Here is a 13378-nt window from a genome sequence, read left to right on the forward strand (position 1 = left end):
GAGGTGAACAATGCGTATTAGCACCCAGATGATGTATGAGCAGAACATGCGTGGGATCACCGATTCCCAGAGCAGATGGCTGAGCTACGGTGAACAGATGTCCACCGGCAAGCGCGTCAACCGTCCGTCGGACGATCCTATCGCCGCGTCGCAGGCCATCGTTCTGTCACAATCGCAGTCGCAAAACAGCCAGTTCGCGCTTGCGCGTACCTTCGCCACGCAAAAAGTCTCGCTGGAAGATAACGTGTTAACTCAGGTGAACACCGCGATCTCAAGCGTGCGCGAGAAGCTCGTTTACGCCTCGAACGGCACATTAAGCGATGACGACCGTCTTTCTCTGGCGACCGATATTCAGGGGATCCGCGATCAGCTTATGAACCTGGCTAACACAACGGATGGTAATGGTCGCTTTATCTTTGCGGGATACAAAACCGAGAGCGCACCGTTTGATGCCGCGACCGGGGATTATAACGGCGGCGCTGAGGCCATCACGCAGCAGGTTGATACGGCGCGTAATATGGCCATTAGCCATACCGGGCAGCAAATTTTCGAAAGCATTACCAGTAATGCGGAACAGCTGCCGGGCGGTGGATATGGCGAGACGAACATGTTCAAAATCCTGGATTCTGCGATTGCGTCGCTGAAGACGCCGATTGAGAACGATCCGGCTGCCGCAACGGCGCAAAGCCAGGTGATTGCCAATGCGCAAATCGGCATCAAAAACTCCCAGAACAATATTCTGACGGTCGTTGCGGATGTGGGCACCAAGATGAACGAGCTGGAAAAACTCGATACGCTGGGCGATGACCGCGCGCTGGGTCAGACCAAGCAGATGAGCGACCTGGTTGATGTCGACTGGAACGAAGCGATTTCCTCTTACACCATGCAGCAGGCGGCCTTGCAGGCGTCTTATAAAGCGTTTAGCGATATGCAGGGCATGTCTCTGTTCCAGCTGAACAAATAACATCTTGACCTCTTGGAACATGTCTTGAAACTGGGCATGTTTTACTGCCCAATCCGTCTGGATTGGGCATTTTTTTTATGCGGCTTCCGCCGGTACGGAGGCGACACGCGCGCTTTCTATCAGACGGATGACCAGCGCAATGACGCCACAGACGGTGGCCAGTGCGACCACACCCGTCCAGCCAGCCAGCGAGTAGATATTGCTGCCTAACGCGGACCCCAGCGCCATCCCGATAAAGACCACCGTAAAGAGCAGGGCGTTGAGACGACCACGCGCCTGCGGTTCTAGGCTGTACACCAGGTTCTGGTGGGCGACCAGGCTGGACTGCAGGCCCAGGTCGAACCCGACGGCAGAGATGGCGATCAGCATCAGCTGTCCATGAACGCCCAATGCGGGCATCAGGAACATCAGGGCGAAAGAGACGGTCACAAGAACGGCACCAAGCTGCGTGACTTTTCCTGCCCCCAGTTTGTCCGCCAGACCCCCCGCCAGTGGGGCAGCTAACGCACCCGCGGCACCGGCAATACCAAAACCACCTGCGACGGCACTACCCAGGTGATAGCGTTCCAGCAGCATGACCGCAAGCGTTGACCAGAAGGCGCTAAAGGCAATCGACAGGAAACCCTGAGCCAGCGCCGCGCGGCGCAGTGCCGGATAACGACGCCACAGGTGCTCCATCGAGCGCATCAGCGCGGGGTAGCTCAGCGTGGAGTGAATGGCAAAACGGGGAAGTACAAACCACATCATCACCCCGATGAACGCAATGCTCGCCGCCGCCAGCTGGTACATGACGCGCCAGCCAAACGCTTCGCCCACCACGCCGCTTACGGTTCTGGATAATAAGATACCCATCAGCAGGCCGGTCATTACCGTGCCCACGGTTTTCCCCTGTTTACCTTCCGGTGCGAGAATGGCCGCGGCGGGGACGATATCCTGTGCCATGGTGGCGGCCATGCCGATGAGCAGGCTTGCCAGCAGAAGAGAATGGAACTGCCCGGTCAGGCTACAGCCGAGAAGAAACAGCGCCAGCGCCGCGCTTTTGATCAGAATTAACGTCCTGCGGTCGTGGCGATCGCCCAGAGGAAGCAGGAACAGGATGCCGAGCGCGTAGCCTGCCTGCGTTAATGTTGGCACCAGGCCCATACCTTCAATGCTCAGATGCAGGTCAGCACCCATCAGCGGCAGCAGGGGCTGCGCGTAATAGATTGATGCCACGCTGAAGCCCGCCCCCAGAGCCAGCATAAAAATCACCCAGCGGCTTACAGCATGGGGAGTTGTTGTTGTGTTCATAAGTTGTTCCTCATTCGTCGTGTGCGGCTATTTTTTATCAGTACGCCTTGCGACGGTAGCGGGCCCGGTGGTAAAACGCTTATACGTTAAACGTATAACTGAAAATGCGATGAAAAGAGCTGAGCGTATAGACAGGGTAGAGCTAATGCGGACGTTTGTGCGCATTGTCGAGGCGGGTTCGCTTTCAGCGGCGGCACGGCAGCTGGCGACAACCCAGGCCACGGTAAGCCGACGGTTGCAGTCGCTTGAAACCATGCTGGGCGTGCGCCTGATGTTGCGCACCACCCACACGACGCGGCTAACGGATGACGGCGAGCGCTGCTATCAGCACGCCCGTCGGGTGATCGACAGCTGGCTGGCGCTGGAAGATGAGGTGGGGCAGACGGAAGATGAGCCGGTAGGCGTGTTGCGGGTGCGCGCTCCCCACGCGTTTGGTCAGGACCAGCTTCTGAAACCTGTAACCGAATTTTTGCAACGCTATCCCCAGCTTTCGATTGAGTGGATGCTCAACGATCGGTCGGCAGATTTTCTCGGTGACAATCTTGACTGCGCTATTCGGGTGGGTGTGGAGGTCGATCCGGCGACCGTATCCGTGCTGCTGGCGGAAGTGCCTCGCTCGGTGGTGGCCGCGCCAGCGCTGCTGGCCCGCTTCCCGGCGGTGAATAAGCCGGAAGATTTGCAGCAGTTTCCCTGGATAGCCATCAGCTCTTTCTACCAGCGCCACGTGGAGCTATTTCACGATGCTTCGCCCGCCACCGCGCGAATTGCTATTACGCCACGCCTCAGCACCGACAGCCTGTATGTTGCACGCAATACGGCACTGACCGGGCTCGGTGTGGCGGTCGTATCAAGCTGGACGGTACAGGATGATATTCGGGAAGGGCGGCTGGTGCATTTGCTGCCGGAGTGGCAGCCAGCGGCGCTACCGGTGCATCTGGTCTATCCCTGGTCCCGTTATTATCCGGCACGCTTGCGGCGTTTTCTTGAGTTGATGAGGCAGGTCATGCCGGAGGTGACCGGGATGAGGAAGCCTGTGCAGCAGCCATAAAAAAAGCCGACCTTAAGGTCGGCTTTTTGCTTTCAGCGTTGTTTGTCGTTATTCGACAGACTGTGGACGCGTCGCGGGTGCAGTCGCCTGATGCGTTGCACTGTGGCCGCCTGCAGCGCCTTTACCGTCGAAGCTGAAAGCCGGGCGAACCCAGTCGCTGTGACGCGGTGCTTCTGGCACGTAATCCGGCGCCGGAGCGCGGGTCATCGGTGCTGTCGCCACGTGGGCAGCGGCTGGTGCAGAGACAACCGGCTCAGGTTTCACTTCAGGCGCTTTCGGTTCTTCAACAACCGGTTCAACCTCAATCTCAACGTCCTGAACGATTTCTTCAGTGGTCGTTTCGACGATGGCTTCAGCGGTGTCTTCCACGGTGGCTACAGGTTCAGCTTCTTCAGCGATTTCCTCAGCCACCACCACATCTTCTTCAGCAATAAGCTGCGGTGCGGCATCAACCGGCGCGGCAATCACTTCCGGATGCGTGGTTTCGACATCAGCTGCCTGAGGTGCTTCCGCTTCAACAACCTCAGGTTCAACCACGGTTGCCGCTTCAGTCACAACGTCTTCTACCGCTACCGCAGGTGCAATGATCTCTTCCGCAACTGGCTGTTCTTCAACAACCTGCTCCTGACGTGCTACCGGGTAGCGGATCCAGACTTTGCCGGAAGCCATTTCTGGCGAAGCACAGGCAATGGTCAGCGGCATTGGCGACTGAGTCGGGTAACGCTCGTCACGATAGCGGCGACGGCGCTGACCGCTGACGCGCAGATGACGTGGGGAACGACGTGAACGGCGCGGCATGCCGGCGTTATCACGGTTTTCACCGTTTTCATCCTGCTCAACGTTGTTATCAACGACCGCTGGCAGGTCAACTTTTGCCAGCTGCGTGCCGGTTGCGCTCTCGCGGGTTTCAACCGCGACGATTGCTGACTCTTCGGTTGCTTCGGAGGCGAAGCGGACTTTCTGAGCAAGCTGGCGCTGCTTACGGCGCGGCATGACCTGAGTACGTTCTTCCTGCTCGCCGTCCTGCTGTTCAACAGGCTCTTCGCGGTTCAGGTTTTTGACTTCCTGCTGTGCCTGACGCTTCTCGTCGTTACGGCGACGGTTGCGTTCACGGCGCGGCTGCTGGTCGTCACGCTGTTTGCTCTTCTCAGACTCATCGCCCGCCTGCTGGCGAATTTCACGATCTTCAACATTCTGCTGTTGTTTCTCGCGACGGTTGCGACGGTTGTCTTCGCGTTGCTCACGGCCTTCATTGTTCTCAGCGCGGTTGTCACGGTTGTCACGACGCTCGCTGCGGTCATTACGATCGCTACGGTCATTACGGTCGCGGCGGTTGTTCTGACGCTTACGGCGGTCCTGCTGACGTTCAGGCTTGGCCGCTTTTGGCTCTTCTTTCGGCTGCTCTGGCTGAACTTCCTCACCGGCAAACATCTTCTTCAGCGCGCCGAAGAAGCGGCTCAGCAGACCCGGCTGCGCCGGCTGGGCTTTCGCTGCCGTTGCTTCTGGTTTCTGCGCCGCAGGTTTGGCAGCTGGTTTTTCCAGGGCTGCTTCCGGTGGGGCTTCTGGCATGATGAAGGTGGCTAACGCAGGCTGCTCTGGCAGTTTACGCTCTGCTGGCTCTTCATCTGAAGGCAGGGCCATCTCTTCTTCGTGCAGCTTCGGCAGCAGGTAGCTGAGCGTTGACGTCTCTTCACCTTTACGGACACGCAGCACGTGATAGTGCGGGGTTTCCATCTGATCGTTTGGCACAATGATGCAGCGAACGCCACCCTGACGCGCTTCAATCGCACTGACCGCTGCACGTTTTTCGTTCAGCAGGTAAGAGGCAATTGGCACAGGAACAATCGCGTGAACCTCTTTGGTATTCTCTTTCAGCGCTTCTTCTTCAATCAGACGCAGAATCGAGAGGGACAGCGATTCGTTATCACGCACGGTACCGGTGCCGGAGCAGCGTGGACAGACGTGATGGCTGGACTCACCCAGCGACGGGCTCAGACGCTGGCGGGACATTTCCAGCAGGCCAAAGCGTGAGATATGGCTAATCTGAATACGCGCCCTGTCCTGACGCACCGCTTCGCGCAGACGGTTTTCTACTGCACGCTGGTGGCGAACAGGGGTCATGTCGATGAAGTCGATAACAATCAGACCACCCAGGTCGCGCAGGCGGAGCTGGCGGGCGATTTCATCAGCGGCTTCAAGGTTGGTGTTGAAGGCGGTCTCTTCGATATCGCCACCGCGCGTTGCGCGAGCGGAGTTGATGTCGATAGCGGTCAGCGCTTCAGTGGTATCGATAACGATAGAACCGCCGGATGGCAGGCGCACTTCACGCTGGAAGGCGGATTCAATCTGGGATTCGATCTGATAGTGGCTGAACAGCGGGATTTCACCGGTGTACAGTTTAATTTTGCTGGTGAAATCCGGACGACCCAGCGCGGCGATGTGCTGGCGCGCCAGCTCAAGCACTTTCGGGTTATCGATCAGAATCTCACCGATGTCCTGACGCAGGTAGTCACGGAAGGCACGCACGATCACGTTGCTTTCCTGGTGGATCAGGAACGGAGCAGGGCGGCTTTCCGCTGCTTTCTGGATAGCTTCCCAGTGCTTCAGACGGAAGCTCAGGTCCCACTGCAGCGCTTCGGCGGATTTGCCGACGCCCGCGGTACGCACGATAAGCCCCATGCCATCAGGCAGTTCAAGGCTTGCCAGCGCTTCTTTCAGTTCGGTACGGTCATCACCTTCGATACGGCGAGAGATGCCACCCGCACGCGGGTTGTTAGGCATCAGCACCAGATAGCTCCCTGCCAGGCTGATAAAGGTAGTCAGTGCGGCGCCTTTGTTGCCACGCTCTTCTTTATCAATCTGAACGATAACTTCCTGACCTTCACGCAGAACATCTTTGATGTTTGGTCGGCCATGGGCGTTGTAGTTTGCAGGGAAATATTCGCGGGCGATTTCTTTCAGAGGGAGGAAACCATGACGCTCAGCACCGTAATCGACAAATGCAGCTTCAAGGCTTGGTTCAATGCGGGTGATTTTACCTTTGTAAATGTTCGCTTTTTTCTGTTCGTGTCCAGGACTTTCGATATCCAGATCGTACAGGCGCTGCCCATCCACAAGGGCGACACGCAACTCTTCTTGCTGAGTTGCGTTGATTAACATTCTTTTCATCGTAACTTACTCGTTATTCTTACATTGACGACAAAGCTGCGGGCAAGGTGACGCTTTCCGGGGTATGAACCGATGGCCTCGTGTCTGTTCACGTCGCCAACCTCACGGTTGTCGCTCGCTTAAGAGGCGCAGAGTGTCGGTTGCCTGTATTTCATACGGAAACACAGCGCAATTATCAGGGGAATTGCCTGGGTAGAACTCTCCAGAGAACAATCCTTATACCGGGAAGTACTGCAACCCGCAGCCCGCTAACTGCCTGAAAGATCAATACGTCTTACGCCATTGCTGCGTGGATGATCGGTCAGACAAAATTGGTCATTCCGTCAACATCCTTACTTAACCAGGATTTAACACGGAAAACAGCCTCATTATTCCACTGCTCGCCGGGTTATAGCAAGATGACTTTTACCAATTATCACCCGGTTACTCACAGTTTCTTCACTTCAGAATGGCGATTGGTTTAATAACCACCAAATCGGTTGCGCGAAACGGGGGACAGGCCGGATAAAAGTAAATATAAGCATAGAAAAATGAGTGGCGCTAATGGCTGTCGATATTTAGAATCGCCAACCATGAAAACAGAGACTCCAGCCGTAAAAATGGTTGCCATCGCCGAAGATGAAGCGGGGCAACGTATCGATAACTTTTTGCGTACCCAGCTGAAAGGGGTGCCAAAGAGCATGATTTATCGCATCCTGCGTAAGGGCGAGGTGCGGGTTAACAAAAAACGCGTGAAGCCTGAGTATAAGCTTGAAGCCGGTGACGAAGTGCGTATTCCACCGGTGCGCGTGGCAGAGCGTGAAGAAGAGACCGTTTCACCGAAGCTGCAGAAAGTGGCGGCCCTGAGCGATGTCATCCTTTACGAAGACGACCATATTCTGGTGCTGAATAAACCGTCAGGAACGGCAGTCCATGGCGGTAGCGGTCTGAGCTTCGGCGTGATTGAAGGGCTGCGTGCCCTGCGTCCGGAAGCGCGCTTCCTTGAGCTGGTGCACCGTCTTGACCGCGACACTTCAGGCGTACTGCTGGTGGCGAAAAAGCGTTCCGCGCTGCGTTCGCTGCATGAACAGCTGCGTGAAAAAGGGATGCAGAAAGACTATCTGGCGCTGGTGCGCGGTCAGTGGCAGTCCCATGTAAAAGTGGTGCAGGCGCCGCTGCTGAAGAACATTCTGCAAAGCGGTGAGCGTATTGTCCGCGTGAGCCAGGAAGGGAAACCGTCTGAGACGCGCTTTAAGGTTGAAGAGCGCTATGAGTTTGCCACGCTGGTGCGCTGCAGTCCGGTGACCGGTCGTACCCACCAGATCCGCGTGCATACGCAGTTTGCAGGGCACCCCATCGCGTTTGATGACCGCTATGGCGACCGCGAGTTTGATAAGCAGCTGGCGGGGACGGGACTGTCGCGTCTGTTCCTGCATGCGGCAGCGCTGAAGTTTACCCATCCGAATACCGGTGAAGTGATCCGTATTGAAGCGCCGCTGGATGAGCAGCTGAAACGCTGTCTTAAGGTTCTGCGCGGCTGATTTCGTGCCGGGTGGCGCTGCGCTTACCCGGCCTACAAAACCCGTAGGCCCATGCAAGCGAAGCGCCGCTGGGCAAAAGTCACATGATCAGCGGATTACACTCTTCTCGCCGTAACATCTGACACAAGGCAATCAGCGGTAACCCCACCAGGGTGTTGGGATCGCGACCGTCCAGCTTGTCGAACAGCGCAATCCCCAATCCTTCACTTTTAAAGCTCCCTGCGCAGTTCAGCGGTCGCTCACGGCGCACATAATCCATAATCTCTTGTTCGCTGAGATGACGGAAGTGTACGTCGAACGGCTCACACTCGGTTTGCAGATGGCCTGACGCGGAGTTATAGAGGGCCAAGCCCGTATAGAAGGTCACGATAGTACCGCGCGCGCGCAGAAGCTGCTGGCAGGCATTTTCCTCAGTATGGGGCTTGCCGGTGATTTCGCCGCCCAGCACGCAAACCTGATCGGAGCCTATAATCAAATGCGAAGGATAGCGTGTGGCCAGCGATTGCGCCTTCTCCTTAGCAAGACGCGTCACCAGATGGCGCGGTGACTCGCCCTGCTGTGGCGTCTCATCCACCTCTGGCGCGGCGCATTCAAACGGGATCCCGAGCTTTTCCAGCAGCATTCGGCGGTAGGGAGACGTGGAAGCAAGGACGAGATTTGGCATATTTTTATCACCAGATATAGCGTATCGATGCCAGCCATTTTAAACTACAGGCCGCAATGTGTGCGAATAATTGGCAAAAGGCAGCTCTGGTTGCCTTTTTCTTTGACTCTATGACGTTACAAAGTTAATATGCGCGCCCTATGCAAAAGGTAAAATTACCCCTGACTCTTGATCCGGTTCGTACGGCTCAAAAACGCCTCGATTACGAAGGTATCTATACTTCCGATCAGGCTGAGCGTATTGCCGAATCCGTAGTCAGTGTGGACAGTGATGTAGAATGCTCCATGTCGTTCGCTATCGACAACCAGCGTCTCGCCGTTTTAACCGGTGATGCAAAGGTGACGGTAACGCTCGAGTGTCAGCGTTGCGGGAAACCGTTTGTACAGCATGTTCACACAACGTATTGTTTCAGTCCGGTTCGTTCTGACGAACAGGCTGAAGCACTCCCGGAAGCGTATGAGCCGATTGAGGTTAACGAATTCGGTGAAATCGATCTTCTGGCTCTGGTTGAAGATGAAATCATCCTCACCTTGCCAGTGGTTCCGGTGCATGATTCTGAACACTGTGAAGTGTCCGAGGCGGACATGGTCTTTGGGGAACTGCCTGATGAAGCGCAAAAACCAAACCCATTTGCCGTATTAGCCAGCTTAAAGCGTAAGTAATTGAGGAGTAAGGTCCATGGCCGTACAACAGAATAAACCAACCCGTTCCAAACGTGGCATGCGTCGTTCCCATGACGCGCTGACTGCAGTTACCAGCCTGTCTGTAGACAAGACTTCTGGTGAGAAACACCTGCGTCACCACATCACCGCTGACGGTTTCTACCGCGGCCGCAAGGTTATCACTAAGTAATCACGCGTCAGCGTGATTAGGCTTAGTGAGGAGCTCCCCGTGCAAACGGGGAACTTACCGAACCAGGCTGCGACGATACCTTGACACGTCTAACCCTGGCGTTAGATGTCATGGGGGGAGATTTTGGCCCTTCCGTGACAGTGCCTGCAGCATTGCAGGCACTGAATTCTAATTCGCAACTCACTCTTCTTTTAGTCGGCAATCCCGACACAATCACGCCATTACTTGCAAAAGCTGACTTTGAACAACGTTCACGTCTGCAGATTATTCCTGCGCAGTCAGTTATTGCCAGTGATGCCCGACCCTCGCAGGCGATTCGTAACAGCCGCGGCAGCTCGATGCGGATAGCGCTGGAGCTGGTGAAAGAAGGTCGAGCCCAGGCTTGCGTTAGCGCGGGAAATACCGGCGCGCTGATGGGGCTGTCGAAATTATTGCTCAAACCGATTGACGGTATTGAGCGTCCGGCGCTGGTGACGGTGTTGCCGCATCAGCAGAAGGGCAAGACGGTAGTGCTCGATTTGGGCGCGAACGTCGATTGTGATAGTACAATGCTGGCTCAGTTTGCCGTCATGGGATCGGTGCTGGCAGAAGAGGTGGTCGGGATCAACACTCCCCGTGTTGCGTTACTGAACATTGGTGAAGAAGAGACCAAAGGCCTGGACAGCATTCGCGAAGCAGCTGAATTGCTCAAACAGGTTCCCTCCATCAACTATATTGGTTATCTCGAAGCCAATGAGTTGTTGACGGGTAAAACGGATGTTCTGGTGTGCGATGGCTTCACCGGGAACGTGACGTTGAAAACCATGGAAGGGGTCGTGCGGATGTTTCTTTCTCTGCTGAAATCACAGGGAGAGGGCAAAAAAAGCGCCTGGTGGCTGATTTTATTGAAGCGTTGGTTACAAAAGAGCCTGACGCGGCGATTCAGTCACCTCAACCCCGACCAGTATAATGGCGCCTGTCTGTTAGGATTGCGCGGCATCGTGATTAAGAGTCATGGCGCCGCCAATCAGCGAGCATTTGCTGTCGCGATTGAACAGGCAGTGCAGGCGGTGCAGCGACAAGTCCCTCAGCGGATTGCCGCTCGCCTGGGATCTGTATTAGCTAAAAGTGACTGAGCGTACATGTATACGAAGATTTTAGGTACCGGCAGCTACCTGCCAAAACAGGTGCGTACCAACGCCGATCTGGAAAAAATGGTAGATACGTCTGACGAGTGGATTGTCACGCGCACAGGTATCCGTGAACGTCGTATTGCCGCGCCAGACGAAACCGTGTCGACCATGGGTTACGAAGCCGCACAGCGTGCTATCGAAATGGCGGGCATTGATAAAGAACAGATCGGTTTGATCGTGGTGGCCACGACGTCTGCCACGCATGCTTTCCCAAGCGCGGCGTGCCAGGTGCAAAACATGCTCGGCATTAAGGGCTGCCCGGCGTTTGACGTCGCTGCCGCATGCGCAGGTTTTACCTATGCGCTGAGCGTAGCCGATCAGTACGTGAAGTCCGGTGCCGTTAAATATGCGCTGGTGATCGGTGCTGACGTGCTGGCGCGTACCTGCGATCCGACCGATCGCGGAACGATCATTATTTTTGGTGATGGTGCGGGTGCGGTGCTGCTGGGGCAGTCCGAAGAGCCGGGTATCATCTCTACGCATCTGCATGCTGACGGCAGCTATGGCGAACTGTTGACCCTGCCTAACGCCGATCGCGTAAATCCGGACAACTCGATTTACCTGACGATGGCAGGGAACGAGGTGTTCAAGGTGGCGGTGACTGAGCTTGCGCACATCGTTGATGAAACGCTGGAAGCGAATAACCTTGAACGCTCCGCGCTCGACTGGCTGGTGCCGCATCAGGCGAACCTGCGTATCATCAGCGCAACCGCGAAAAAGCTGGGCATGTCGATGGATAACGTTGTGGTGACGCTGGATCGTCACGGCAACACCTCTGCGGCGTCAGTACCGTGCGCATTTGATGAAGCGGTACGCGACGGGCGAATCAAACGGGGCCAGCTGGTCTTGCTTGAAGCCTTCGGTGGCGGGTTCACCTGGGGTTCCGCGCTGGTTCGTTTCTAGGATAAGGAATAAAAAATGACGCAATTTGCTTTTGTGTTCCCGGGGCAGGGCTCTCAAACCGTTGGGATGTTGTCTGAAATGGCAGCAACCTATCCGGTCATTGAAGAGACTTTCCGTGAAGCTTCTGATGCACTGGGTTATGATTTATGGGCGCTGACCCAGCAGGGTCCTGCCGAAGAGCTGAACAAAACCTGGCAGACCCAGCCTGCGCTGCTGACCGCGTCCGTTGCGCTGTGGCGTGTCTGGCAGCAGCAGGGCGGTAAAGCGCCCGCACTGCTTGCTGGACATAGCCTGGGTGAATACTCAGCGCTGGTCTGTGCCGGTGTGATCGCGTTTGCTGACGCGGTTCGTCTGGTGGAACTGCGCGGTAAATTCATGCAGGAAGCAGTGCCAGAAGGCACGGGTGGCATGTCAGCCATCATCGGTCTGGATGATGCCGCGATTGCAAAAGCGTGTGAAGAGTCTGCTGAAGGTCAGGTTGTCTCTCCGGTTAACTTCAACTCGCCGGGCCAGGTGGTTATCGCCGGTCATAAAGAAGCGGTTGAGCGTGCCGGTGCAGCCTGTAAAGCGGCGGGGGCGAAACGTGCGCTGCCGCTGCCGGTCAGCGTGCCGTCTCACTGTGCGCTGATGAAGCCCGCTGCCGAGAAACTGGCGGTTGAGCTGGAAAAAATTACGTTTAACGCACCGACGATTTCCGTTGTGAACAACGTCGATGTGAAATGCGAAACCGCGCCGGAAGCTATCCGCGACGCGCTGGTTCGCCAGCTCTACAGCCCGGTACAGTGGACCAAAACCGTTGAGTTTATGGCCTCTCAGGGCGTTGAGCATCTGTATGAAGTCGGCCCAGGGAAAGTCCTCACCGGTCTGACAAAACGTATTGTTGACACCCTGACAGCCTCGGCGATTAACGAGCCGGAAGCGATGTCAGCGGCACTCTCGCAATAAAAGAGGAATACCATGAGTTTTGAAGGAAAAATTGCCCTGGTCACTGGCGCAAGCCGCGGTATCGGGCGTGCAATTGCTGAAACACTGGTTGCGCGCGGCGCGAAGGTGATTGGGACAGCAACCAGCGAGAATGGCGCTCAGGCTATCAGTGAATATCTGGGTGCAAACGGTAAAGGTCTGGTACTGAATGTGACCGAACCTGCATCTATCGAATCTGTTCTGGAAAATATTCGCGCAGAGTTTGGCGAAGTGGATATTCTGGTAAACAACGCCGGGATCACTCGCGATAACCTGTTAATGCGAATGAAAGACGACGAGTGGAACGATATTATCGAAACCAACCTGTCATCTGTATTCCGTCTGTCAAAAGCGGTAATGCGCGCTATGATGAAAAAGCGTCATGGTCGTATTATCACTGTCGGTTCTGTGGTTGGTACCATGGGAAATGCTGGTCAGGCTAACTACGCTGCGGCGAAAGCCGGTCTGATTGGTTTCAGTAAGTCGCTGGCGCGTGAAGTCGCGTCCCGCGGTATTACGGTAAACGTTGTTGCTCCGGGCTTTATTGAAACGGACATGACGCGTGCGCTGACTGATGAGCAGCGTGCGGGTACGCTGGCGGCAGTTCCGGCGGGTCGTCTTGGCGACCCTAAAGAAATCGCCAGTGCGGTTGCATTTTTAGCCTCTGACGAAGCGGGTTACATCACTGGTGAGACCCTCCACGTCAACGGCGGGATGTATATGGTTTAACCACGATGAAAAATATTTGCGTTATTAGGGCGAATGGCCTCAAAATAACGTAAAATCGTGGTAAGAACTGCCGGGATTTAGTTGCAAATTTTTCAACATTTTATA

The 13378-nt window shown here is 55.7% G+C and carries 12 protein-coding genes; 9 read left to right on the plus strand and 3 right to left on the minus strand.

Going from position 1 to position 13378, the window contains the following annotated elements; genetic code table 11:
* The first annotated feature begins 10 nt into the window (after positions 1–10).
* Positions 11–964 (plus strand): flagellar hook-associated protein FlgL, encoded by a 954-nt coding sequence (flgL, locus tag F3J31_RS09245; protein WP_045910193.1) that lies wholly within the window; start codon positions 11–13, stop codon positions 962–964.
* A 75-nt stretch (positions 965–1039) separates the two neighbouring features.
* On the opposite strand, the gene F3J31_RS09250 is transcribed toward flgL, so the two are convergent.
* The gene (locus F3J31_RS09250; RefSeq protein ID WP_167212682.1) at positions 1040–2254 is read right to left on the minus strand and encodes an MFS transporter; all 1215 of its coding nucleotides are present in this window, start codon (positions 2252–2254) and stop codon (positions 1040–1042) included.
* A gap of 109 nt (positions 2255–2363) precedes the next feature.
* Here F3J31_RS09250 and F3J31_RS09255 point away from each other — a divergent pair, with 109 nt between their 5' ends.
* The gene (locus tag F3J31_RS09255) at positions 2364–3302 is read left to right on the plus strand and encodes a LysR family transcriptional regulator (RefSeq protein ID WP_205246222.1); all 939 of its coding nucleotides are present in this window, start codon (positions 2364–2366) and stop codon (positions 3300–3302) included.
* 48 nt (positions 3303–3350) lie between these two features.
* On the opposite strand, the gene rne is transcribed toward F3J31_RS09255, so the two are convergent.
* Complete coding sequence (rne, locus tag F3J31_RS09260) at positions 3351–6470, minus strand: ribonuclease E (protein ID WP_167212685.1); 3120 nt, start codon at positions 6468–6470, stop codon at positions 3351–3353.
* A 572-nt stretch (positions 6471–7042) separates the two neighbouring features.
* Between rne and rluC the strand changes: the two genes are divergently transcribed.
* Positions 7043–7990, plus strand: a complete 948-nt coding sequence (gene rluC, locus F3J31_RS09265; protein WP_021240761.1) for a 23S rRNA pseudouridine(955/2504/2580) synthase RluC — start codon at positions 7043–7045, stop codon at positions 7988–7990.
* 79 nt (positions 7991–8069) lie between these two features.
* Here the strand turns inward: rluC and F3J31_RS09270 are convergent, their stop codons facing one another.
* Positions 8070–8654, minus strand: coding sequence for a nucleoside triphosphate pyrophosphatase (locus tag F3J31_RS09270; protein ID WP_167212688.1), 585 nt, complete (start codon positions 8652–8654; stop codon positions 8070–8072).
* Between the two features lie 140 nt (positions 8655–8794).
* Here F3J31_RS09270 and yceD point away from each other — a divergent pair, with 140 nt between their 5' ends.
* The 6 genes from yceD to fabG all read left to right on the plus strand — a co-directional run bounded on the left by yceD (position 8795) and on the right by fabG (position 13273).
* Entirely contained in the window at positions 8795–9316 is a 522-nt protein-coding gene (gene yceD, locus F3J31_RS09275) for a 23S rRNA accumulation protein YceD (RefSeq protein ID WP_014883375.1), read from the plus strand.
* 16 nt (positions 9317–9332) lie between these two features.
* On the plus strand, positions 9333–9506 hold the full coding sequence (gene rpmF / locus F3J31_RS09280) for a 50S ribosomal protein L32 (protein ID WP_003857964.1): 174 nt from the start codon (positions 9333–9335) through the stop codon (positions 9504–9506).
* 80 nt (positions 9507–9586) lie between these two features.
* Positions 9587–10621 carry a phosphate acyltransferase PlsX gene (plsX, locus tag F3J31_RS09285; protein WP_063621375.1) on the plus strand — a complete coding sequence of 345 codons (1035 nt, stop codon included), beginning with the start codon at positions 9587–9589 and terminating at the stop codon, positions 10619–10621.
* Between the two features lie 6 nt (positions 10622–10627).
* On the plus strand, positions 10628–11581 hold the full coding sequence (locus tag F3J31_RS09290; RefSeq protein WP_008500797.1) for a beta-ketoacyl-ACP synthase III: 954 nt from the start codon (positions 10628–10630) through the stop codon (positions 11579–11581).
* Positions 11582–11596: 15 nt separating this feature from the next.
* The gene (gene fabD / locus F3J31_RS09295) at positions 11597–12526 is read left to right on the plus strand and encodes an ACP S-malonyltransferase (RefSeq protein WP_045910200.1); all 930 of its coding nucleotides are present in this window, start codon (positions 11597–11599) and stop codon (positions 12524–12526) included.
* A 12-nt stretch (positions 12527–12538) separates the two neighbouring features.
* Positions 12539–13273 (plus strand): 3-oxoacyl-ACP reductase FabG, encoded by a 735-nt coding sequence (gene fabG / locus F3J31_RS09300; protein WP_008500795.1) that lies wholly within the window; start codon positions 12539–12541, stop codon positions 13271–13273.
* Positions 13274–13378 lie beyond the last annotated feature (105 nt).

The organism is Enterobacter sp. Acro-832 (genome assembly GCF_011752745.1).
GTDB lineage: Bacteria > Pseudomonadota > Gammaproteobacteria > Enterobacterales > Enterobacteriaceae > Enterobacter > Enterobacter quasiroggenkampii.